This is a genomic window from Saccharopolyspora elongata (assembly GCF_004348985.1).
GTDB lineage: Bacteria > Actinomycetota > Actinomycetes > Mycobacteriales > Pseudonocardiaceae > Saccharopolyspora > Saccharopolyspora elongata.
The window spans coordinates 47,217-68,800 of the sequence record NZ_SMKW01000049.1; the positions used below are offsets into that span (position 1 = coordinate 47,217).

At 67.2% G+C, this 21,584-nt stretch carries 21 protein-coding genes and 1 pseudogene; 10 read left to right on the forward strand and 12 right to left on the reverse strand.

Annotation, left to right across the window (positions count from 1 at the left end; all coding sequences use genetic code 11):
• Positions 1-48 precede the first annotated feature (48 nt).
• Positions 49-741 (reverse strand): hypothetical protein, encoded by a 693-nt coding sequence (locus E1288_RS30005; RefSeq protein ID WP_207954635.1) that lies wholly within the window; start codon positions 739-741, stop codon positions 49-51.
• Between the two features lie 384 nt (positions 742-1,125).
• On the opposite strand from E1288_RS30005, the gene E1288_RS48210 reads away from it, so the two are divergent.
• Together E1288_RS48210 and E1288_RS48215 are read left to right on the forward strand one after the other, a co-directional pair.
• On the forward strand, positions 1,126-1,422 hold the full coding sequence (locus tag E1288_RS48210) for a hypothetical protein (RefSeq protein WP_207954636.1): 297 nt from the start codon (positions 1,126-1,128) through the stop codon (positions 1,420-1,422).
• Positions 1,423-1,451: 29 nt separating this feature from the next.
• Positions 1,452-1,730 carry a methyltransferase domain-containing protein gene (locus E1288_RS48215; protein WP_207954637.1) on the forward strand — a complete coding sequence of 93 codons (279 nt, stop codon included), beginning with the start codon at positions 1,452-1,454 and terminating at the stop codon, positions 1,728-1,730.
• A 411-nt stretch (positions 1,731-2,141) separates the two neighbouring features.
• Here E1288_RS48215 and E1288_RS30015 read toward each other — a convergent pair whose 3' ends face one another.
• From E1288_RS30015 to E1288_RS30030, 4 genes are all read right to left on the reverse strand, one after another.
• Positions 2,142-2,816 carry an FMN-binding negative transcriptional regulator gene (locus E1288_RS30015; RefSeq protein WP_132490982.1) on the reverse strand — a complete coding sequence of 225 codons (675 nt, stop codon included), beginning with the start codon at positions 2,814-2,816 and terminating at the stop codon, positions 2,142-2,144.
• Positions 2,817-2,953: 137 nt separating this feature from the next.
• Positions 2,954-3,445, reverse strand: coding sequence for a Rid family detoxifying hydrolase (locus E1288_RS30020; RefSeq protein ID WP_207954638.1), 492 nt, complete (start codon positions 3,443-3,445; stop codon positions 2,954-2,956).
• Positions 3,429-4,790 (reverse strand): MFS transporter, encoded by a 1,362-nt coding sequence (locus E1288_RS30025; protein ID WP_132490985.1) that lies wholly within the window; start codon positions 4,788-4,790, stop codon positions 3,429-3,431. Before E1288_RS30025 ends, E1288_RS30020 begins: the two co-directional genes overlap by 17 nt.
• 126 nt (positions 4,791-4,916) lie before the next feature.
• On the reverse strand, positions 4,917-5,693 hold the full coding sequence (locus E1288_RS30030; protein WP_132490988.1) for an AraC family transcriptional regulator: 777 nt from the start codon (positions 5,691-5,693) through the stop codon (positions 4,917-4,919).
• A gap of 247 nt (positions 5,694-5,940) precedes the next feature.
• On the opposite strand from E1288_RS30030, the gene E1288_RS30035 reads away from it, so the two are divergent.
• On the forward strand, positions 5,941-6,813 hold the full coding sequence (locus E1288_RS30035) for an alpha/beta hydrolase (protein WP_132490991.1): 873 nt from the start codon (positions 5,941-5,943) through the stop codon (positions 6,811-6,813).
• A 63-nt stretch (positions 6,814-6,876) separates the two neighbouring features.
• On the opposite strand, the pseudogene E1288_RS49080 reads toward E1288_RS30035, so the two are convergent.
• Positions 6,877-7,332, reverse strand: a pseudogene (locus E1288_RS49080) (transposase); the annotation flags it as partial.
• Between the two features lie 27 nt (positions 7,333-7,359).
• Complete coding sequence (locus E1288_RS30045) at positions 7,360-9,453, reverse strand: prolyl oligopeptidase family serine peptidase (RefSeq protein ID WP_132490994.1); 2,094 nt, start codon at positions 9,451-9,453, stop codon at positions 7,360-7,362.
• Between the two features lie 311 nt (positions 9,454-9,764).
• On the opposite strand from E1288_RS30045, the gene E1288_RS30050 reads away from it, so the two are divergent.
• Both E1288_RS30050 and E1288_RS30055 read left to right on the forward strand, forming a co-directional pair.
• A complete protein-coding gene (locus tag E1288_RS30050) occupies positions 9,765-11,063 on the forward strand; it encodes an NAD(P)/FAD-dependent oxidoreductase (protein WP_132490997.1) in 1,299 nt (432 codons plus the stop codon).
• A 250-nt stretch (positions 11,064-11,313) separates the two neighbouring features.
• Entirely contained in the window at positions 11,314-12,729 is a 1,416-nt protein-coding gene (locus E1288_RS30055; RefSeq protein WP_235883891.1) for a prolyl oligopeptidase family serine peptidase, read from the forward strand.
• A 230-nt stretch (positions 12,730-12,959) separates the two neighbouring features.
• Here E1288_RS30055 and E1288_RS30060 read toward each other — a convergent pair whose 3' ends face one another.
• Together E1288_RS30060 and E1288_RS30065 are read right to left on the reverse strand one after the other, a co-directional pair.
• Positions 12,960-14,240, reverse strand: coding sequence for a helix-turn-helix domain-containing protein (locus E1288_RS30060; RefSeq protein WP_132491000.1), 1,281 nt, complete (start codon positions 14,238-14,240; stop codon positions 12,960-12,962).
• Between the two features lie 370 nt (positions 14,241-14,610).
• Positions 14,611-15,036: an SRPBCC family protein gene (locus tag E1288_RS30065; protein ID WP_132491003.1), complete on the reverse strand. Its 426-nt coding sequence runs from the start codon at positions 15,034-15,036 to the stop codon at positions 14,611-14,613.
• 248 nt (positions 15,037-15,284) lie between these two features.
• Between E1288_RS30065 and E1288_RS48225 the strand changes: the two genes are divergently transcribed.
• The 5 genes from E1288_RS48225 (at position 15,285) to E1288_RS30085 (ending at position 18,511) form a co-directional block, all read left to right on the forward strand.
• A complete protein-coding gene (locus E1288_RS48225; RefSeq protein WP_207954639.1) occupies positions 15,285-15,542 on the forward strand; it encodes a hypothetical protein in 258 nt (85 codons plus the stop codon).
• 131 nt (positions 15,543-15,673) lie between these two features.
• Positions 15,674-16,144, forward strand: coding sequence for a DinB family protein (locus tag E1288_RS30075; RefSeq protein ID WP_235883892.1), 471 nt, complete (start codon positions 15,674-15,676; stop codon positions 16,142-16,144).
• 306 nt (positions 16,145-16,450) lie between these two features.
• Positions 16,451-17,224 (forward strand): AraC family transcriptional regulator, encoded by a 774-nt coding sequence (locus E1288_RS30080; protein WP_132491009.1) that lies wholly within the window; start codon positions 16,451-16,453, stop codon positions 17,222-17,224.
• Between the two features lie 83 nt (positions 17,225-17,307).
• Positions 17,308-17,688: an FAD-dependent monooxygenase gene (locus E1288_RS49915; protein ID WP_268951895.1), complete on the forward strand. Its 381-nt coding sequence runs from the start codon at positions 17,308-17,310 to the stop codon at positions 17,686-17,688.
• Complete coding sequence (locus E1288_RS30085) at positions 17,612-18,511, forward strand: FAD-dependent monooxygenase (RefSeq protein WP_268951896.1); 900 nt, start codon at positions 17,612-17,614, stop codon at positions 18,509-18,511. The genes E1288_RS49915 and E1288_RS30085 overlap by 77 nt, the downstream gene beginning before the upstream one ends.
• A gap of 20 nt (positions 18,512-18,531) precedes the next feature.
• On the opposite strand, the gene E1288_RS30090 is transcribed toward E1288_RS30085, so the two are convergent.
• The 3 genes from E1288_RS30090 to E1288_RS30100 all read right to left on the reverse strand — a co-directional run bounded on the left by E1288_RS30090 (position 18,532) and on the right by E1288_RS30100 (position 21,399).
• Positions 18,532-19,938 carry an MFS transporter gene (locus E1288_RS30090; protein ID WP_132491012.1) on the reverse strand — a complete coding sequence of 469 codons (1,407 nt, stop codon included), beginning with the start codon at positions 19,936-19,938 and terminating at the stop codon, positions 18,532-18,534.
• A 204-nt stretch (positions 19,939-20,142) separates the two neighbouring features.
• A complete protein-coding gene (locus tag E1288_RS30095) occupies positions 20,143-20,547 on the reverse strand; it encodes a RidA family protein (protein WP_132491015.1) in 405 nt (134 codons plus the stop codon).
• A 21-nt stretch (positions 20,548-20,568) separates the two neighbouring features.
• Positions 20,569-21,399 carry a phytanoyl-CoA dioxygenase family protein gene (locus E1288_RS30100; RefSeq protein WP_207954640.1) on the reverse strand — a complete coding sequence of 277 codons (831 nt, stop codon included), beginning with the start codon at positions 21,397-21,399 and terminating at the stop codon, positions 20,569-20,571.
• Positions 21,400-21,584: the final 185 nt, after the last annotated feature.

Here is a 21,584-nt window from a genome sequence, read left to right on the forward strand (position 1 = left end):
GAAAAAGGCCCATACATCCGGTACTTGCACACGGATCGCATAGCGCGACTACAAATCTTCAAAGAGATTTCCGTTAAGGCCGAACGCCTTCTTCAGCTCTCGCACGGTTGTTCTGGCTGCGGGTGGGACGCCACTGCCCTGGAGCCAGCCGATCGCGCCCAGACGCACCGGCCGGTCAGCGGCCTGCTCCAACGCCAGCGACGCCTTTTTGCCCTCGATCTCCGCAGCCACCACGGCCGGATCGTTAGCCCTGCCCGCCACCGACGGGTGCAGCACATGCTGCTGCGCCTGTGCCCGCGCCGAGCGCTGACCAGGCACAAGCGTGGTGTCCACCGGCTGCCACTGCCCCGCCGCGTCCTTGACGTTCAGCGGCACCGTGGACTGCCGCACCGTCCGGGTGCCGTCCGGGTTCGCCCACTCCTCGACGAACATCGACCGCGATACCAGCTTTGAGCGCACCGGATCGAACCGCGACCCCGCATACCCGGCCCGGGCCGTCAACGACGCGAAGTCAGCATCTGTGCGGCCAGGCGAGGTCCGCTCGGGCGTCGATTGGCCCGGCAGCAGTGGATTCTCACGCGGGTCGCGCTGCTTGGGCTCGGCCGCCGATGCGACCGCAGGCGGTACCACGACCTCGACGATCGAGACACCGACCACGAACACCAGAAGACCGGCAAGCCAACGAGAAAAGTACCGGCGGACACAAGAGCGCGCGTCAGCACCGGGACGAGCAGGGACCATTCCGAAACTCCTCGAAGAATCGGTGCAGGCCCCACAGCCCGCGCCAAGAAAGCGCTCAAATCTTCACCAGCCAACCATCAGAACACCAATACGACAAACGGGTGATAGCTGACAGCAACGACGCCGGTGCGATACGTAATGGCCATCGTGGACGGCCACGCATGTGACGAAAGCGAAATCTCTGCGAGACAGGGTTTTTCGAGTAACGCCCGATGCGGCCTCATCGATAGAGGCCGCGACATCCCAGTTTTCCGGTGGTCACTGTGCCGCCGATGACAAGCGCATACCTGGCCGCCGCTGACCAGGAGCAGAACGGGCCAGGCCGTGCGTTCGCTCATTCGCAGGTCCCGCACATCCACGCCACCGTCACCGGAACCACCGGCGATGGCCGCGCCGTCGATCCTGGACGAGTACGTGACCAGCGCGCCCTCACCGCAGAACGCCGTCGACGTGTTCGCCGGCGAGTGGTCTTCCCAGCTGCCCGCGCCGCTCCAGCACGTCCAGGCGGGCCCCCTTCCACTGTTCGACGACGCCCGCGTCTCCTGGGCCATCGAGTGCTTCGGTGGTGTGGCAGGCAGTCGCGTGCTCGAAATCGGACCGCTCGAAGGTGGGCACACCTACCACTCCACACCGCCGGTGCCGACATCGTCGCTGTCGAGGCGCAGGGCCGCGCCTACCTGAAATGCCTCATCGCCAAGGAACTGCTCGGCATGCCCCGGGCCTGGTTCCTGCTGGGTGACTTCACGCCCTACCTCCGCGACACCGACCAGCGCTTCGACATCTGCTTCGCCAGCGGCGTGCTCTACCACATGCGCAACCCCGTCGAAACCATCGCGCTCACCGCGAAAATCGCCACCAAGCTCTTCCTGTGGACCCACGTCTACGACGAAGACGTCATCACCCGCAGTGAACTGCTCGCACCACGCTTCCCCAGCCACGAACCGGCCACCCACCAGGGCTTCACACACACCCTGCACCGTTTCGAATAAGCAGAAGCCCTGCACCGCAACGGGTTCTGCGGCGGCAGCGCCCCCTTCAGCAACTGGCTCACCCGTGCCGACCTGCTCGCCGCCCTCGAACACTTCGCTTGGACCGTCACCAACATCGGCTTCGACACCCCCGACCACCCCCACGGCCCGGCACACGCCCTCACCGCCACCCGAACCGACTGAGCCATAGTGGTTCTGGGGTAGGCGCTCGCGAAGGTCAGGTCTGACGTGACAACGACAGTGCGGCACAGTAGAACAACATGCGAAGCCTTCGGTGGTATGGACTGATCTTGGTCGACAGCCCTTCTCCCGGAGGCTTCATCTCGTTGTCGCACCGACACACCGGTGCTCATCAGCCTCGTTATCTGCATCCCTCGTCCACCAACACATCTGGATCAGGGTGAAAAAGGCTCAGTTCTCCGGTTTGGCTTCTCGCAGCAACCGATCCATGATGCTCGCGACGGCGTCGGCTTCCTGATCGTGCAGGCGGCGCAGGCCTTTGATGACTCCGCGCCGGTCCTCTGCGGTACGGTTCTGGCTCATCTTGAACTGCGCGTCGATCGACTCCACCGTCATTCTGAAGGCCAGAATTCCCGGCTTTCGCGTAGCAGTGTAGGAAGGAGACAGACTCTCGTAGCGAAACGGTGCCTGATATCCCTTCTCGAGGGAATCGGTGAGCTTGGACAGGGTTTCATCCAAGCCGGACTCGGGCGTCGGATCCAGATGTCCCGTCATGTGCACTGCGCAGTAGTTCCAGGTGGGCGTGCTCGGGGAGGTTCGATAGAACCTGGGTGAGATGTAGTGGTGGGGGCCGGAAAAGATGATCGTCGCGCGCTTCCCCTGTCGGATGGATTCACATTGCGGGTTCGCGATGGCCAAGTGCCCGAGAACGACTCCGTGTCCGCCGTTTTCGGTGTTCGGATGATAGGTGAAGGCGAGGTGGCTCGCTTCCGGCTCACCTGCGGAGGAGCACGTGACCAGGATGCCGAACGGGTTGCGCGTGACGACGTCAACGATCATTTGAGCTCGTGTTTCGCGAAAATGCGGTGGCACGTACAAAGACGATCTCCCTTCCATAGTGGCCATGCAGCAGGTTCAAGTTTGCGGGCCGATGCAGTGACCGTCTAGCGAGCCGCTGCCGACCATCGTCGAGAAGCGGCCAAGCCGGCAAGTGCCGCTTCGCCTACCGGCGCAGCGGCACTTGCCAAAACTCATTTCCCGATCTACTGCTGCGGGGAAACGTGAGCCACGGCTTCGATCTCCACGAGGGCGTCAGCGATCGGGAGTGCTACCACGGCGATGCATGAACGCGCGGGAAGAATTCCCGGGAAGAACGACGAGTAGACCTCGTTGACGATCGGAAAACTCTCCATTTCGGTCAGGAATATGGTCGTCTTGACCACCTCCGACATGGAGGTCCCCGCCGCGGCCAGGATGGCGTCCAAGTTCGTCAGAATCTGAGCGGCCTGGACCGCAACGTCACCCCGGCCCACAAACCGTCCGCTGGCCGGATCGATGGACATCTGACCGCTGCACAGGACCAGGCCGTCTGCGGCGACGGCTTGGCTGTAGGGGCCGGCCGGTACCGGCGCGGCCGAGGTTGCGATGGTGACGGGGGCAAGGGTGTTGAATTCCGGCATGGTTTCCCTTCGTTTCAATTGCAAGCGTTGCCGTAGGTCGGATAGCAGGATCAGCTGGTCAGCGTTCGTCGGCACCGAGGCGTAGTGGAAATCGGGGTTGTTGCTCGATGGTTTTCGTTTCAGCGCCGTGAGCGCGCAAGAAGAACGCCGCGACTCCTCCCACGACTGCGCACAGGAGCAGGTAGATTGCCACCGCGGTACTGGACCCGAACCGCGCCAGCAGTGCGGTCGCGATGATTGGGGCAGGGCCGCCGGAAATGATGGATGCCAGTTGGGATCCGAGCGCGGCACCGCTGTACCGAACGCGCGGCGGGAAGCTCTCCGCGATGAAGGCGGCCTGGGGGCCGTACTGCATGTCGTGGGGGATCATCGACACGACGATTGCGATCACCACGAGGGCCGGGATTCTCGTGTCCAGGAGCGCGAAGTATCCGAATCCCCACACGCCTGTGGCCGCCGCTCCGATGATGTACATGCTTCGCCGTCCGATCCGGTCCGATATGTGACCGAACAGGAGGATCCAACCAACGGAAAGCACCGAGGCGACGAGCACGGCTCCGAGGACGAACCCCTGGTCCAGCAGCAGCTCGTGCACGCCGTAGGTCACCACGAAGGTCGTGAAGATGTAGAAGGGCGCCATTTCGGACGTGCGCACGAGCGCCGCGAGCAGGACCTCTCGCCAGTTGCTCCGAAGCACGCCTAGCACCGGGTTGCGTTCGGTTCGGCTGCTGCGCGAAAGACGTGAGAATTCGGGCGTCTCGTCGACCCTGAACCGCATGTAGATGATGACCGAGATCAGCACGCCGCTGATCAGGAACGGAATCCGCCAGCCCCAGCTGAGGAACGCCTCGCCGGACATGCCGGCGGACGTGCCGATCAGCGCGAGGTTGGCCAGCACGAGTCCGATGGGTGAACCGGCCTGTGCCCACGATGCGAAGAAGCCGCTGCGCCGGGCACTGCCCGATTCCATCGACAGCAGGACGGCTCCGGCCCACTGCCCGCCCAGGCCGACTCCCTGCATGAGCCGCAGGAACGTCAGGATGATCGCGCCGCCGATCCCGATCGTCTCGTAGCTCGGCACGAAGGCGACCACGAACGAGGGGATTCCCATACAGAGCGTGCTCCACATCAGGGCCGTCTTCCGGCCTACCCGGTCGCCGAGATGACCGAAGAGCACCGCGCCGATCGGCCGTGCCACGAATCCGACACCGAATATTCCGAATGCCTGGACGGTGCCGACCAACGGACTGGCGTTCGGGAAGAAGACGTGCGCGAAAACGAGGCCCGAGACCAAGCCGTAGAGGTAGTAATCATACCATTCGATCGCCACACTGAGCGTGCTCGCGAAAATTGCCCGAGAAGTTTTGCGAGAGCGGAATTTCCGCTCCCCGGATAGATCATGTTCATCTTCTCTGTTCATTATCAACCCCATTCCCCTAGGGTTGCGAGCGGATAGCCATGAACGGTACCAGCGGAGTTTCCGGCTATTCCGCTCGTTCGCGTCAGGTGTCGTCGAGAACCTGACACATGGGGGAATGCGGCGGAGTCAGGATTCCTCGAAGTACTGCGTCGGGGGCTTGCCCAGGGCCTTGCGGAACATCGCGGTGAACGCGCTGGGGCTCTCGTATCCCAGCGTCCCGGCGACGGTCGCGATCGTTTTCCCCTCCCCCAGCATCTGGACCGCCGCGAGCAGTCGGGCCTGCTGGCGCCAGCGCGCGAAGGAACAGCCGAACTCGTCCTGGAAACGGCGGGCCAGCGTTCGCTCGCTCAGGTGCGCCCACGCCGCCCACTCGCCCAGCGTCCAGTTCAGGCCGGGCTCGTCGATGATGCGCGCGCACAGGCGTTCCAGCACATCGCTTTTGGGCACCGGGAGATGCAGCGGGATGACATCTGCGGGAACGAGCTCGTGGATCAGCAACGACATGAGCTTGCCGTCGCGGCCGGACTCGTCGTAGTCGACCGGAATCCTGGCCGCGGCGCTGACCAGTTCGCGCAGCAGCGGCGAAACGGTCATCACCGTGCACGAAACCGGCAGCGACGGGTGTGCGCGGGTATCGATGTACAGCGTTCGCATGGGGACATGCCCGGAAGTGCGCATGGCGTGCGGAACACGTGGGGGCACCCAGACGGCCCGCTGGGGCGGGACGACCCACGTGCCTTCCGGCGTCGTGACCGTAATCGTGCCTCCCGTGCCGTAGACGAGCTGGCCGCGGCGGTGCGAATGCGTCGGGATGTAGTGCCGGTCCGGCAGGTCGCGCGCCATCGCCGCCACGGCACGTGGCGTGTCCTGGTAGTCCTCGCGGTCTTCGCTCTTCCCGTACATTGGCAGGCTCCCGACGACAGCTGTCCCGAACGCGCTAGACGGCCAAACCATCCGGCCATAAATTTTAACCGCAGTCTGATTCACACGGAAGGGACGAGCAGTTCATAAGTACCGCGCCCGAAATGGGGCAAAACTGGAAGGCAATCCTCGATCGAACGCTGCGCGCTCTCCTCGGCGATCAGTTGTCCAGTCGCGAAAGCAACAGGCGATCGATTCACCCAATCATTATCTGAAAGGCTTGATGGAAATGGCTGCGGCACCGAACGACGTCGAGCGAGCTTGGCTGGACGCCGAGTACAACGCGCGCGCCGGAATTCCGGACCACCAGGACATTTTCGCCCGCTGGACGCGTGACAGCGCGACGCTGCAGGACCACGAGCGCTCCCGAGCGAAGCTGGACGTGAGCTACGGGCCCGATCCGTTGCAAGCTTTCGACGTGTACCCGGCGCGTCACTCGACCGGAGCGGACCCGCTGCTCGTCTTCGTGCACGGCGGCTATTGGCAGTCGCTGGACAAATCGCAGTTCGGGTTCCTCGCCGAACCGTACATCTCGCGCGGCATTTGTTTCGCGGCTGTCAACTACCGGTTGGCACCCGATGTGGGAATGGACGAAATCGTCGAGGATGTCCGGTCGGCGGTGGGGAGCCTGTACGAGCGGGCGCCCGAGTACGGTGCAGATCCAGCCCAGCTGTACCTGTCGGGTCACTCCGCCGGCGGGCACCTCACAGCCATGTTGATGTCGACCGCATGGCCGGAGCTGGGGCTGCCGGCGGACATCATCAAGGGCGGTTGCGCGATCAGCGGACTGTACGATCTCGAACCGATTCAGAATTGCTACCTCAATGACGTGCTCGGCATGGATATCGCGACCAGTCAGCGAAACAGCCCTGTGCAGCACGCACCTTCCTCGAGCGCGCCGTTGCTCCTGACCGTCGGCGGAGACGAATCCTCGGAGTTTCACCGCCAACAGGCGGAGTTCGCCCGGATCTGGTCGACGCGCGGGCTTGCGTGCAAGGTCGTCGACCAGCCCGACGGCCACCACTTCGACGCCGTGGAACGGCTCGGCGAAGCGGACGATCCACTGTTCGGCGCCGTGTTCGAGCTGATCAGGAACGCCTGACCGGTAGAGACACCGCCGGCAGCCGCGCAGCCCTGGCCGCGCGGCTGCCGGCGGAGCTTCACACTTGGAGAACTCCGCGAACCGCTCGCGCGCGGCTGCCCCGGTCCGCGCGGTGTAGACCAGCTTGAGGGCCTTGGCGATCGAGTCCCAGTGCTGGCGACCCGCATAGCGGAAACTGTTGCGCAGCAAGTGAACAACGCAGCGTGCAGCCAGTACTTGACTCCCTCGCCGCCATCGCCGGCCCGCAAGCCGAGGATGTCGCGGCGTCCCTCACAGGTCACCGCCAAAGCGACGTAGAGCGGCCGGTTGGCGACCTGCCCATCGCGGATCTTGACGTGGATGGCGTCGATGAAGATCACCGGATACACCGGGTCCAGCGGCCGGGTTCTGCCAGTCGACCACACCCTCGACGACCGTGTCGGTGATGGTGGAGATGGTCTGCCGCGACACCTCGGCCCCATAGACCTCGGCCAGGTGCGCTGAGATCTCCCCTGTCGCCAATCCCTTGGCAGCCAAGGATCACCGGTCCGCGACGCCGCGACCCCCTCACCCGGTAGCTCGAACTCCGCCGTCTTCGCGTGGCACCATGTTCAGGCGCTGCATCAGGAAGGCGAGCCAGTGAGTCGCCTGGGTGACGCCTTCGGACCTGCTGGTGGCCGTTCCGTGCCCGACGCCATCCCAGACGCGCAGCAACACCGGTGCCGTGGTTCCCGCCGCGGCTTGCGCGCGTGCGATGAACTTGCGGGTCGGCCCGGGCGGGCACGCGACGTCTGCGCCGCCCGCGTGCACGTAGAGCGACGGGTAGGCCACGTCGTCCTCGATGAGCTGATACGGCGACATCCCGGCGAGGCGGGCGATGTCGTCCGGGTCGCCGAGGTCGCCGTATTCCGCGTTGATGGCGAACCGGCCGTAGGGGTGCCGATGGCATCCGATGATGTCGAGGATCGGGCACTGGGAAACCACTGCCGCCCACAGGTCCGGGCGCTGGGCGAACGCGATCCCGGCCATGATCCCGCCGTTGCTCCACCCGGTCACCGCGAGCCGTTCGGATGTTGTCACCCCGGTGAGGACGAGGTGTTCGGCGATCGCGTAGAGGTCGTCGAAGCTGTTCTGCTTGTTCCGGACGCGCCCGGCGTCGGCCCAGCCGGAACCGAGGTCACCGCCACCGCGCTGGTGGGAGATGACCAGCGCCCCGCCGGCTGCGACGAAAGCCGCTACGGGGCCGGGGAATTGCGCCGGCCAGGCCACCCGGCCGCCACCGTATGCGGTGATGAGAGCCGGGAGTGGCCGGGTTCCGTCCGCGCCGTCCGGCAGGACGAGGTGGTAGGGCACCCTGGTGCCGTCCGCGGACTGCGCCCAGCGGAGCGAAGAAGTCGCGCCCGGGAGATGAACACGCGGTGCTCGGAGCGTGTCCACCTGCCCTGAGCCCAGGCGGTAGCGGTACAAGCCGGGTGACGAGATGGGGGTGGAGAACGAGAAAACGAACTCGTCCGGGTGGCCGGCGGGGGTCAGGGCGGCGTTGGGGAGCACGTCGAGCGGCAGGGCGCCCCGGCCGGGCAGCGGCACCTCCTCCAGTTCCCGTCCGTTCCGGTCGAAGACCCAGGCGCGCGCCTCGGTGTCGACCGATCCGGTCACCACCAGGCGGTCGCCGATCAGCCTGACGTGGCTGAGCACCCGCCCGGACTCCGGAACCAGTTCACGCCAGGTGGCCGGGTCCGAGGGAGCCGGCTCGTCGAACGGGATCGCGACGATCCGGCCGCGAGGGGCGCCGTGGTCGGTGACCGCGACGTACCGATCTCCGTCGATCGAACCCGCGACCGACGAGTCGAGGCCCTGGACGAACGGCCGCCACGCTCGCCGCGGCAGGTCGCACACGTACTGCGGGAGCGGCCATACGCCGGACACGACGGCGCGTTTGCCGTCCGTGGACACCTGGACGGTCGCCCCGTGGACGACGTCGACCGGTTCGGGTTCGGTGGCGGGCGGGCCGCCGACGGTGTGGAAGTACACCCGGAAGGCGAACGACTCCGAGGACATGTCGCCGGCCGTGTAGAAGAACCCGGAGCTGTCCGGCAGCCACTGCGGGGTGACCAATGGCCCCATCGTCCGCTGCGGGATCCGGTCCGGCAGGCGATCGCCGGTTTCCGCGTCCAGCAACCAGATCTCGCCGAGTTCGGAGCCGTCTTCGCAGACCCCGAGCGCGGCGATCCGCCCGTCCGGGGAGGGGGCGAGCCACGAGATCTGCCGGGTTCCGTCGTCGTTCGGGTCGTAGAGCACTCGCCCGGGCCCGTCCGGAGCGTCGGAGACCACGAGGACGGCACGTTCCGGGAAGTTCGGCTCGGGAGTCCGGTCGAGGCGGAACCAACGGCCGCCGGCGAATCGCGGCGCCGGGTCGACCATCCAGTTCGGCGAGCCGGTGCCGTCCGCGACGCACTGGTCGACCGAAGCGCGGAGTGTGGCCAGGTGCGGCCATCCTCCGAGGAATGCGTCGGTGAGGGAGTTCTGCGCCCGCTGCCACGCTTCCGCTTCGTCGGAATCCTCTTCCAGCCATCGGTAAGGATCGGGGAAGCTGATGTCCATGACGGTGTCCTGGACATTGACAGTTCTCGCCGCCGGGTAGTCCAGGCGTTCACCGGCCATCGTTCTCGTCCTTCCGCTGGTGCCCGCTTCCGCTGTGGACAATCACTGTATTTCTCGGCCGCCTGCCGCCACCACAAACGATTGCCGGACGATTCGCGTCGCCGGTCAGACGAACGTCGAATGGCTCGAGCGCGGGCTCGTGGCTCTGCCGACCGGTACCACGAGGTCACTTTCGACAGATGTCGTGTTCACCGAGGTCGAATTTCCGGTGGAAGCCTGATGCTTCGAGGGGCCCCGCCGCCGACAATGACATGGTCCATTGTGGCCGGTGCGAAGGGGCGCACGCGGCCGAGACGAGGAGGGAGCGAGCCATGGCCACGGACGTCGTGGTGATCGGTGCGGGGGTCATGGGCGCGTCGATCGCGTTGGAACTGGCTCGGCAGGGCCGGCGAGTGACGGTCGTCGACAAGGCCGGCGGAGCGGGGCACGGTTCCACGAGCGCGTCGAGCGCGGTGGTGCGGTTCAACTTTTCCACGCTGGTCGGCGTCACCGCGGCCTGGGAGGCGCAGTTCGGCTGGCGGTCGTGGGCCGAGCACCTCGGCTGTGACGTCGGCGAGCCGGCGCGGTTCGTGCGGTGCGGGATCGCGATGCTGGACGTGGACATCTTGCCGCGGCCGGCGTACCTGCCGCTGTTCCAGGAGGTCGGCGTCCCGTTCGAGGAGTGGACCGGCGCGGAGCTGCGGGACCGGATTCCGGGCATCGACGTGGGCAGGTACTGGCCGCCCAAGCGCATCGACGACGAGCGGTTCTGGCGGGAAACCGGGGACACCCTCGGCGCGGTCTACACGCCGGACGCCGGCTTCGTCAGCGACCCCCAACTGGCCGCGCAGAACCTCGCCGATGCGGCGCGGGTGCACGGCGCCGAGTTCCGGTTCCACGCCACCGTCCGCGGCATCGAGCGGGCGAACGACCGGGTGACCGCGGTGACATTGGCGGACGGCACCCGGATCCCGTGTGCCGTGGCGGTCAACGCGGCGGGCCCGTGGTCGGGCCGGATCAACGAGCTCGCCGGGGTCGGCGCCGATTTCACGGTGGGTTCGCGACCGCTGCGCCAGGAGGTCGCGCACGTGCCGGCCCCCGCGAGTTACCGTTCGCGCGACGGGATCGGAATCGCCGTCGCGGATCTGGACCTCGGCACGTACCTGCGCGGCGAGACCGGTGGTGGTCTGCTGATCGGCGGCACCGAGCCGGAGTGCGATCCGCTCCAGTGGGTCGAAGATCCGGACACCATCGATCCGCATCCCACCATGGCCGTGTTCGAGGCACAGGTGACGCGCGCCGCGCGCCGGTTCCCGGAGCTGACGATCCCCAACCGCGCCCGCGGGGTGGTCGGGGTCTACGACGTCGCCGACGACTGGACACCGATCTACGACCGCACCGACCTGGGCGGCTTCTACGTCGCCATGGGAACCAGCGGCAACCAGTTCAAGAACGCCCCGGTCGTCGGCAAGTTCCTGGCGGCGATCATAGAGCAGACCGAGCGCGGTGCCGACCACGACGAACGGCCCGCGCGGTACGTCGGCGAGCACACCGGACTGGAGATCGACCTGTCCGCGTTCTCTCGCAAACGTCCGTTCAACGCGGAGAACTCGGGCACGGTGCTGGGCTGAAAAGCCACCGAACGATTAGGACAACCCGAGCGAGCCGCATCGAACCACCGGACACCCGCACCGGCGACGACATCGACGAGGTGGCCGGAGTCCGGTTCGCCGATCCCTACCGATGGCTGGAGGCGAACACCGACGAGGTGCGCGTCTGGCAGGACGAGCAGGGCCAGGCTGCCGCCTCCTACGTGCGGGACTGGCCGCACTTCGACCGGTTGCGCGAGCTGGTGGGGCGCCGTCGACGATCCCCGTCGAGGTGCCGTGGCTGCCCGGTGACGACTACCGCGCCGTCGTGGCGTCGGCCGACGGGCGGCACGTGGTCGCGGTGCAGGGAATGCTCGATCCCGTTCCGGTGGCCGTCGCGGCCCTGGCCGACCCGGCGGCTCCGGCCTGGCGCGAGTTCGTCACCGACGCTTCGCTGAACCTCGCGGGCTTCCTCGTCGGTGACGAATGGATCGCGGTCACCGATGCCGGAGCCCCGCGCGGCCGGGTGGTGGCGGTCGACCTGAACAGCGCCACCCCGAACGAACCCGGTTCATGGCGCACGATCGTGCCGGAGTCCGAGGCGACGATCCGGTCCGTGCGGCCGGTCGGCGACGTCCTGTACCTGGCGGAACTCGTCGACACCCATGCCGGCGTCCGGATCGTCGACCACGACGGGGCGCCACGCGGGACGGTTGCGTTGCCGGGCAAGGGCGCACTGGGCGAGATGCCGCTGGCGATGATGAACATCCTCCGGCCGCCAGCCGAGGACCAGGCGGTGTTCGCGTTCTCGACGCTGACCAGCTCCTGGGGTGTCTACCGGCACCGGCCGGGCGAGCCGCGGCTGGAGACGTTGCGGGAACCCGCGGTGCGGCTGGAGGACTGCGTCGTGGAGGACGGCTGGGCCACCTCCGAGGACGGCACTCGGGTGCCCTACCACCTGGTGCGGCGCCGGGACGTACAGCTGGACCGGCCACGTCCGGTGCTGCTCTGGGGATACGGCGGTTTCGGTGCGCCGTGGGTCCCGCAGTTCCCCGGCACCATGGCCGCCTTCGTCGCGTCCGGCGGCGTGTTCGGGCACGTGCACCTGCGAGGTGGCGGCGAGCTCGGACGCGACTGGTGGGAGGACGGCCGCCTCCGGAACAAGCAGAACGGCTACGCCGACCTCTACGCGATCGCCGAGGACCTCATCGCCACCGGGGTCACCAGTCCGGACCTGCTCGCGCTGACCGGCGCGTCGGGCGGTGGGTTGCTGTGCGGCGTCGCCGCCACGCAGCGGCCGGACCTCTGGCGGGTCGTGGCGCCACGCGTACCGATCCTCGACCTCATCGGCGCCTGCCGCGACGGCTACGGCCGGTTCGTCGTCGACACGGAGTTCGCGCGTGTCGACGACCCGGACGAGATCCGGCGCCTCGCCGGGTTCTCGCCCTACCACCTGGTGCGTGACGGGGTCGACTACCCCGCGGTGTTCATCGAGGCCGGCGACACCGACCCGCGGTGCCCGCCGTGGCACGCTCGCAAGTTCGCGGCCCGCCTGCAGGCGGCCACCGGTAACGGCTCGCCGGTGTTCGTCCACGTGTGGCGCGACTCCGGGCATGGCTGGGCCACTGACAAGGGGCGCCTACTCACCCAGGCGACCGAGTGGCTGGCCTTCATGGAGAAGACTCTCGGCATGACACCGCCGGAGTGAGCGTGGTCAGGTCGGGCGCCACCGTGCGCCCGCCCCGGCCGCTCAGCGGCGGTCCTTGCTCGACCACAGTCGCTCCTACCAACCACATCTTCGTGTCGCTCCTCTGCTGTCCTGCACCGGAAAACCTTGGTTCGGAACAGCTTTCCGGTCCGGTGAGCAGTCCGGCCAGTGGGTGACCGTCGGGCATCGACGGGATGTCGTGCGACGTTCGTCGAGGCTGTGGCGTCCGATCAGGACACCGAGCGGATCCTCGGCGGCCCACCATCGGTGGATGCCGCGGTGCTTTCGGTGCGGTAGCCCGCGGCCAGCGCGCGCATCTTCAGCCCCAGGTGCAGGGTCAGCCGATCCTCGCCCCGGCTCAGCGCGCAGCCCGTGAGCTGCTCGATCCGCTTCAGCCGGTGGTACAGCGTCGCACGGTGGATGCTGAGTTCCTGCGCGGTGCGAGCGACGTCGCCCGCGTTGTCGAGGAACGTCTCCAGGGTGGTGACGAGCCCGCGGGGGCCGGCTTCGCGCTCCAATGCGTCGAGCGCGGGCGTATGCGAGGCGGTGATCAGGTCATCGGCGGGCATCTGCAGCAGCAGTTCGTAGGGACCCAGTCGACCCCACTGGGCGATCGGCCCGAGCGACGGCACGAGTCGTGCCGCGCGCGCCGCGAGGAAGGCCTGCCGGTAGGAATCGACCACGTGCTCGACGTGGTCGACGACCCCGCCGGCGCCGAACACGAGCTGCCCACCGTCGCCGGTGAGCCGGTCGAACCGCGCGACGAGCCGTGCACAGATCGCGTCCAACTCCTTGCGGGAGGGCGGTTCGCGCCGGGCGAACAGAAGCCACGCACGGGACTTGTTGGCGGCCATCAGCGAGCACCCCGCGGACGCCGAGCCCTGGGCCGGCGGATCGCAGGCGTCCCCGACCGCCGCTTCGAGGGCCGCGTGCTGCGGAGCGGTGACGCCGTCCAGGGCGGGATGCCGCACGCCGAGGACCTGGAACCGCATCGAGCCGGCCGGGAAGAGCTGCTCGGCTCGCAAGTCCTCCACGGCCTGGGAGCGGATGGCGCGATCGGAAGAAACCAGCTCCCACAGGATCGCCTCGTGCCGGGCCTTGGTGCGCTCGTGCACGACGAGCCGCCGGTAGAGGACCACGCCGGCGCGTTTGGCGGCCTCGCGGGCCAGCTCCCGGTGCTGCTCGCCCAGCGGCGTGTCGGAGTCGATGAGCCACAGATAACCCAGCAGCAGGCCGGCGCAGCGCACCGGCGTGCACAGCCGAGGTCGCGCTCCCGCCACCGGCGCCAGCACTCGGCCGGGGCTCGTCCATTGCGCGATGCCCTGGGCGAGGATCTTCTCCCGGACGTCCGCGTCGATCGAGCGGTTGAGCACCGACGACACCCGGATGCCGTCCTCGTCCCCGAAGTGGCGGCTCGCCGCGAGCAGCCGGATCGACGGGTCGTCGATCGCCACCGATCGCTGCAACCGCTCGGCCAGGTCGTCGACGATGTCCTGCAGATCGTCAGCCACGGCGCTCACCTTCCCGTCGTTCGGGCGTGTCCCCACTGTGCCTCGGCGACACCCGGATTGCGAGCGACATATGACGCGCCAAATGCCCGATTCAGACGACAGATGTCGCGGCATCGGGACTCCCGTCGGGCGACATCCGTCGCAAGTCCGCCCGCGAACTTCCCGACTCCTGTGTGAAGCGCGAGCGTGTTCGGCAGCCCGATACTCGACGATCAGCGACAGACCTGCGCGCCGCGACAGCGAACGACGAGGAAGGAAACTCTCCTGAACACCCCGGATTTCATGTCCCCGGCACACGTCGACCAGATGAACCGACGCTGTCCACCACTTCAGGCGAGGACGTCCCTAAAAGCCGGCTTCGGTAGGCAAATCAGTGGTCCTCCGGTGCTTCGCAGGTCCGCTTCAGGGCGGCGGCCTCGGCCTCGACGAACCGGCGGATGCGGCCCGCCATCACCGGCGCCAGCAGCAACGCGAAACCGCCGGTGAAGTCGATCCGCAACCGCACCTCGCTACCCGCGTCCGTGGCCTCGATCCGGTGCGTGGCGACCATTCGACTGCCCGCGAACCGGGTCGCCCAGACGAACGAAACGCCCGGTTCGACCTCGACCACGTCCCAGACGGCCGCGGCGACCCCCGGCTGCTTGACCCGGAACCGGTGGCCGACCCGCAGTTCACCGTCCAGCGCCGCGATCGAGGTCGCGGTGGGTGTCCACTCGGGCCAGTTCAGCACGTCCGCCAGCACCGCCCACACCTCGGGCGGAGATGCGGCGATCGTCACGGTGGTCTCGTGTCGCATCGCTGACACCGTACCGCCGAACGACCGCGTTCCGGCCGGCTTGGCGAAACCTCGCCGCGCGGCCAGGACGTCGCGCATCGGCACCGCGGGCGGCTGAGCAGTGAACGCGGCTGACCGCGTGGCGAGATCCCATCCGGCGGGCGCTGCGATGTCAAGACCCTTGCCGCCGAAGCCGGGATCGCACCGCCTTCTACGGCGCTCGACCCTACGCCCGCCTTGGGATAGGATCTGAGCAACGCCTGCGCGCGATGCAACAGACCGGCGACATCCCGGACCCCCGCGACGCGCAGATCTTGCGACTCAAAGCCGACAACCTCGCACTCAGCGAGCGGCTCGCCGAGGCCACCGGCACGATCGACGAACTCACCGACTTCCGCGCACAAGCCATCGCGCGCCTGGCCGCCCAGCACGAGGAAGTCACCCGCCTGCGTCAGGCGGCTGACGAGGACGCCAGAACGTCGATCGCACGCCTCCCACGGCGCAATGCGGTCATCGGCCCCTGCTGAAACGGGGGGCGCCGACAACCGAAACCACAAGTACAGCAGGCAGATCCATCCCCACCAACAGAATCGAGCCGACAATGACATGGTCGATACCACGAATCACCACCGGCGCTGAACGCCGTTTGCTCGAGAGCATGCTCGACCGCAACCGGGCCGAGTTGATCAACACGGTGCGCGGTCTGTCCGAAGCAGAGGCCCGCCGCCGCCTCGTTGCTTCGCCGACCACCCCGATCGGATTGCTCAAGCACGCCGCAGTCGCCGAACGGATCTGGTTCCAGCACGTCCTGGGGGGTCTGCCCAAGAGCGAATGCGATGGCGGCACGACGCCGCGCGACGCCAGTTTCTTCGTCGACGACAACGAAACCCTGGCCGACGTGATCGCCGAATTCGAGCGCGCCAGCGAGCGCTCACGCATGATCGCCGCCGACTTCGACCTCGACGACACCACAACACATCCCGACCTCGGCGAGGTCAACCTGCGGTTCATCTACCTGCTCATCATGGAGGACTTCGCGCGGCACGCCGGCCACGGCGACATCCTCCGCGAGCAGATCAAGCATCCCGCCGCACCCACCACCGACGCGACAAGCGGGAGGACGCATTGAGGCCGACGCGCACAACCCGCCAGGTCAACCTCGGCATCCCGACCGTCGCCGCATCTCGATAGCCGAGTCCGGCTGGATCGCCGCCACTGCGCCGCAGCGACGGCGATCCAGCCGACGGCGCGCTATGCGGCATGAGCGGATGTTCTGTGTTGGTCGAACCTTGAGCACCCCTGGCCACTCCCCCCCCGGCAACGTGAACGTGCCCGGATTGCGGCAGGGTCCTGGGAGGTCGCCACCGCTGGAGGTGGTAGCCGCGGTGGCCGTCGCGATCGAGGTCGGCCGGCTCCGGTCGGTAGGCTCGACATCGTGCCTGTTATCCACCAGAAGCCCTCTCTGGTCACGCAGATCGTGGAGAAGCGGGGGCTGCTCGTGCACGGGGATGGCGTTGCGCCGCACCGTCATACCGAGGGGCAGTTGCTGTATCCCTCGGCGGGCGTTCTTGCCACCACGACAAAGCGGGGCACCTGGGTTGCCCCGGCCAACCGTGTCGCGTGGACGCCGCCGGGTTTCGAGCATTACCACCGCGCGTACGGACAAACCGAGGTCCGGGTGGTGGAGGTTGCCGGGGCGCTGTGCGCGTCGTTGCCGGATCAGCCGATGGTGTTCGCGGTGTCCCCGCTGCTGCGGGAGGCGTTGCTGGTGCTCACCAGTGGTCGTGAGCTTCGGCCGGAGGCGCGGGACCGGCTTCGCGGGGTGGTCGTGGACGAGCTGGTGGATGGCCACGAGGAGGCGCTGTACCTTCCGGAGCCGACTGATGATCGTCTTCGTGCGGTCACGGACCTGCTGCATGCCGATCCCGCGGCATCGTTGACGTTGGCGGAGTTGGGGCGGTCGGTCGGGGCCAGCGAACGGACATTGAGCCGCCTGTTCCAGACCGAGCTGGGGCTGAGTTTCCATCAGTGGCGGAGCCTTCTGCGTGTCCAGCATGCGCTCATCAGGCTGGCCGAGGGGGTTGCGGTCATCGATACGGCTGCCCGGCTGGGGTGGGCCAACCCGACCAGCTTCATCGAAGCATTCACCGCCATCGTCGGCCAGACGCCTGGGCGGTATCAGATGGAGCTGCGTCACCGGGACCGGTGACCACCGCAGGCTTGGCGGGTTTCCGGAATATCGTGTCGACATGCTGGTACCAGGCAGCCCTGGTGTCGGGCGACCATGGAGGCATGTCAACGAACCGATCAACGTCCGAAGTGGACGAGTACACCACCGTGGTGATCGTGGGAGCGGGAGTCGCCGGGCTCACGCTCGGCAATTTCCTGCTGCGGCGCGGGATTGATTGCGTCATCGTGGAGAAGCACAGCCGTGAATACGTCGAGCAGCGACAGCGAGCCGGGGTCATCGACACCCGGGCGGCACGCATGTTCCGTGCGTGGGGGCTGGAAGACCGGGTGGTCGGCGGTGTCCCGACCGAGCCGGTGCTGAACTTCCGCGTCGACGGAGAGACACGCACCCTCACGTTCGACGCGAATGATCACGGCGACGGCCGTTTCTGCCCCCCAGCAGGTCCTCATCCGCAACCTCATCGACGTCTTCCTCAGCGATGACGGAGACCTTCGCTTCGACGCCGAGGTCTCGGTGGAGAACATCGCCGGTGACGAACGCCCACTCGTTCGCTCCCGGGACAGTGCCGGCTCGACGAAGACGATCAGTTGCGAGTTCGTCGCCGGCTGTGACGGTGATCGTGGCGTCAGCAGGGCCGCCATCCCCAGCGAGTCCCTCACACGTTACTCGCACGAGTACGGATACGCGTGGCTGACCATCCTGGCCGAGGTCCCCGCCAATCACCAGTCCATGATGGCGCTCCACCCGCGCGGATTCGCCGGACAGTTCGCTCGTGGTCCACACGCAAGCCGGTTCTACCTGCAGTGCCCGCTCGACAGCTCTACGGCACAGTGGACGGACGAGCGCATCTGGGATGAACTCGAGACCCGCTTCGGTGAACCCATGGCCGCCAAGGGCCCGATCGCCAGCACGCAACTCGTGCCCTTGCGCAGCGTGGTGTACAGCCCGAGGAGCTACGGCCGGCTGTACCTGCTCGGGGACGCCGCCCACATCGTTCCCCCGATGAGCGCGAAAGGAATGAACCTCGCCCTGCACGACGCCGAAGTGCTCGCCAACGCCGTAGTCCACTACCAGACCAACGATCACGATTTCAGCCTGCTCGATGGTTACTCGTCGACGTGTCTTCGTCATGTGTGGAACTACCAGGCATTCGCGACGTGGTGGACCGAACTGGTGCACAACGCCGGAGATGCCTCGCACCAAGGTGAATTCCGGCATCAGATCGCCCGAGCAGACCTTGCGCGCCTGTTCGAGTCCGGCTCGGCGAACCGACTGCTCAGCGAGTTCATCGCCGGGCTGAACTGACCACACGTACGCGGGAATCGCTATTCCCCTGCTGCTGGACGGAGTTCTTCGGCGACGACTCCTTCGAGCGAACGCCCCGTCGTTCGGGGGCCGAACACGAGGACGATGGTCGAGAACACGATGTAGGAGACCGCCGCGGTGATCATCAGCCCGGCGACGCCCCAGCCGCCGTAGACCGCTGCGCCGAGGACACCCGAGGCAGCACCACCGAACTTCCCCATGCTCATGATGATCCCGCTGCCCAGGCCGCGGGCGTTCGTGGGCATCACCTCCGGGATGTAGGCGTAGTACACGGTGACGACGAGCCCGGTGACGATGCCGGCGAGGCCACCCGACACGACGACGGCCCAGCTGTTGGTCGAGACGCCGAGGACGCCGAGCGGGATCGCGGTGACGAGGGACGCCGCGAAGACGAGGGTCTTCCGTTCCACCCGGTCCATGAGGAGCAGTCCGATGACGGGCGTGATGACGTAGACCACGTTCCAGATGAGCTGGATCTCGTATGCCTCGACCTCGGGGTACTCGAGCCCGTCGACCAGTGCGTAGAGCGCCCAGTTCTGGAACAGGTACAGACCGAGGGTCGATCCGAAGTAGCCCGCGGAAAGGACGGCGGTGGTGCGCAGCACTCCCTTGTTCGCGAGGAGCCGGCGGAGTGTGAGCTCCTTCGGGCCTGTCGGCACGGGCCGCGGCTCGCTCAGCGGTCCTCGACGGAGCGCACGGGCCTCGAGCCGCTCGACGATCTCCGTGGCTTTGCCGATATTCCCGCGAATGACGTACCAGCGCACGGACTCGGGCATGAGGAGACGCACCAGAGGGGCGATCAGCAGACCGACGCTGCCCCACATGAACAGGTGGCGCCAGGCGTCCGGCCCCGCGTTGGGGATCACGGCGAACGCGAGCAGCGCGACCACCGGGGCGATGATCACGAAGGCGAGGGTCACGATCGACACGAAGCGGCCGCGCGACTTGGTCGGGAACATCTCGGCGATGTAGACGAGCAACGCCGACGTCGCGGCTTGCACTCCGATTCCCGTGACCACCCGGGCGACGAGCATCAGCTCGAAGTTCGGCGCGAGCGCCGTCATCAGCGCCCCGACCGAGTAGAGGGCGGTCGACCAGACGAGGACCCACCGGCGGCCGAACCTGTCGGAGAGGCGCCCACCGATCAGGGCGCCCGCGATCATCCCGCCGAAGAAGGCACTGCCGATCAGGCCGATCTGCCCGAGATCGAACGTGGTGTCCTCGATGATCGCCGGGATCACGTAGGCGAAGAGCGCGTTGTCGTAGTACTCGAGCGTGAGGTTGGCGGTCAGGAGCGAGATCCAGACGATGTGCGGCAGCATCACAGGCAAGCGGTCTAGCCGCGCAGGCACGTCGGTGGGGCTCTTCGGGCGGACAGCCGTGTCCGCCTTGTCTTGAAGACCCATTGGTCTCCCTTTCCATGCGACAACGCTGTCGCACTCGTGCGTGGGGAGGAGCAAGCACGTGTAGATCAGGACGCCTCGGGCCCGGGCAACCCGATGGGCCGTCGCCGGAATGGCGGTAGTGCGTCAGTGTGGTTCGACTGCGACCGAGGGCAACCGGAGTCCCTCGGTCGCAGCTGGTACCGGGCCAGGCAAGGTGCCTGGAGGTCAGCCCTCTCCGCTGCCCGCCACGGCGACGACATGGATCTCCACCAGGAACTCGGGCCGGGCCAGCTGGGTCACCCCGACCGCGGTCCACGACGGATAGCGGTCGGGGATGTACTCGTCCTTGACCCGGGTGAATTCCTTGATGTCGCCCCGGAGATCGGTGTGGAACGTGGTCAGCTCGACGATGTCAGCCAGGCTTGCGCCCGCGGCTTCGAGGACGTTCTGCACGCCCTCGAACGCGAGTCGGGCCTGGGCTTCCATGCCATCGCCCGGCGTCGTGGTGATGGGGTCGATCCCGACCTGGCCGGACACCCAGATCAGGTCGCCGACCCGGGTCGCCTGCGAGAAGTGCAGCCTGTCGTACATCTCTTCGGTGGCGGGCGGGTTGATCGATCGGCGCTTCATGTCGCCTCCTCGCGGGATCGGTCAGACGACCTTGCGGAAGATGGGCGAGCGGAACGGGTCTCCCGCGTTGAGCTTCGCCATCTCCTCGGCGAAGAGGACGCCGTTGCGGGCGTAGCGCGGGTTCGACTCCGGCAGGGGCCGGAACGTGGCGTCGTCGCCGAAGAAGCGCAGCACCAGCGTGTGCCGGTCCGGGCACCCGGCGTCGACGCCGGCGCCACCGTGCAGCGAACGGGGATGGAGCACGACGACATCGCCGGGATCGACCTCCCACGAGATCACGTCGTAGGCGTCGGGGTCTACCGCGCGCTCGGCGTCGATGTTCGGCAGCCGAGGCAGGGTGCCGTCACCGTAGAGCGGATCGGTGGGATCGTCGGGGTCCGCGAAGCTGGCCCCGTCGTACTGGATGCCGCGATGGGAGCTGCGGACGATTTCCAGCGAGTTCTGCTTGGGGATGTGCTGGAAGGAGATCCAGGCGTTGCCCCAGTGCTCGCCTGCCCACGGCAGGTTCGCCGTGTCCTGGTGCCAAGGTCCGCGACCGCTCTTCCCGCCGGCCTTGAGGAACACCTCCTCGGCGAAGTACCAGACGTGTTCCGAGCCCCACAGGTCGGCGAACAGCCGGCCGAGAGGCAGCGACGACACCAGGTCGTCCAGCCGGTCCTTGGCGAGCGGGTTGGCGTTGTCGATGTGGGTCTGCAGCTTGGTCCCGTCGAGCCCCTGGAACACGTAAGGGCCGGGGTTGGCGACGGCCCAGTCGAACGCCTCGCGGCACTGCGCCAGCTGCGCGTCGTCGAGGCAGTCCTCGATGAGGACGGCGCCGTCGTTCCGGAACGCTTCCCGCACTGACTCGTCCATCGGTGGCTCCATTTCTCGTATCAGCTGTGATGGGAAACACGGTAGAAGTCCGCTCGGGTTTACACAACAGTCGTTATGAAAATTGTGTGGCAGAATCGGCGGGGTGCCGAACACGAAGGCCCGGCTGCCGGGTGGCGATGGCGGAACCGAGCCGGCCGTGCAGCGTGGCCGCCCGACCGGGGACC

Bases quoted from the DNA above. Each gene is read 5' to 3' on its own strand.
- E1288_RS30065 (WP_132491003.1), bottom strand. From the start codon at position 15,036: ATGCGACACGAGACCACCGTGACGATCGCCGCATCTCCGCCCGAGGTG.
- E1288_RS30050 (WP_132490997.1), top strand. From the start codon at position 9,765: ATGGCCACGGACGTCGTGGTGATCGGTGCGGGGGTCATGGGCGCGTCG.
- E1288_RS30090 (WP_132491012.1), bottom strand. From the start codon at position 19,938: ATGGGTCTTCAAGACAAGGCGGACACGGCTGTCCGCCCGAAGAGCCCC.
- E1288_RS48225 (WP_207954639.1), top strand. From the start codon at position 15,285: ATGCAACAGACCGGCGACATCCCGGACCCCCGCGACGCGCAGATCTTG.
- E1288_RS30035 (WP_132490991.1), top strand. From the start codon at position 5,941: ATGGCTGCGGCACCGAACGACGTCGAGCGAGCTTGGCTGGACGCCGAG.
- E1288_RS30045 (WP_132490994.1), bottom strand. From the start codon at position 9,453: ATGGCCGGTGAACGCCTGGACTACCCGGCGGCGAGAACTGTCAATGTC.
- E1288_RS30095 (WP_132491015.1), bottom strand. From the start codon at position 20,547: ATGAAGCGCCGATCGATCAACCCGCCCGCCACCGAAGAGATGTACGAC.
- E1288_RS30015 (WP_132490982.1), bottom strand. From the start codon at position 2,816: ATGGCCACTATGGAAGGGAGATCGTCTTTGTACGTGCCACCGCATTTT.
- E1288_RS30005 (WP_207954635.1), bottom strand. From the start codon at position 741: ATGGTCCCTGCTCGTCCCGGTGCTGACGCGCGCTCTTGTGTCCGCCGG.
- E1288_RS30085 (WP_268951896.1), top strand. From the start codon at position 17,612: ATGATCACGGCGACGGCCGTTTCTGCCCCCCAGCAGGTCCTCATCCGC.
- E1288_RS30030 (WP_132490988.1), bottom strand. From the start codon at position 5,693: ATGTACGGGAAGAGCGAAGACCGCGAGGACTACCAGGACACGCCACGT.
- E1288_RS49915 (WP_268951895.1), top strand. From the start codon at position 17,308: ATGTCAACGAACCGATCAACGTCCGAAGTGGACGAGTACACCACCGTG.
- E1288_RS30025 (WP_132490985.1), bottom strand. From the start codon at position 4,790: ATGAACAGAGAAGATGAACATGATCTATCCGGGGAGCGGAAATTCCGC.
- E1288_RS30075 (WP_235883892.1), top strand. From the start codon at position 15,674: ATGCTCGACCGCAACCGGGCCGAGTTGATCAACACGGTGCGCGGTCTG.
- E1288_RS48210 (WP_207954636.1), top strand. From the start codon at position 1,126: ATGGCCGCGCCGTCGATCCTGGACGAGTACGTGACCAGCGCGCCCTCA.
- E1288_RS48215 (WP_207954637.1), top strand. From the start codon at position 1,452: ATGCCCCGGGCCTGGTTCCTGCTGGGTGACTTCACGCCCTACCTCCGC.
- E1288_RS30100 (WP_207954640.1), bottom strand. From the start codon at position 21,399: ATGGACGAGTCAGTGCGGGAAGCGTTCCGGAACGACGGCGCCGTCCTC.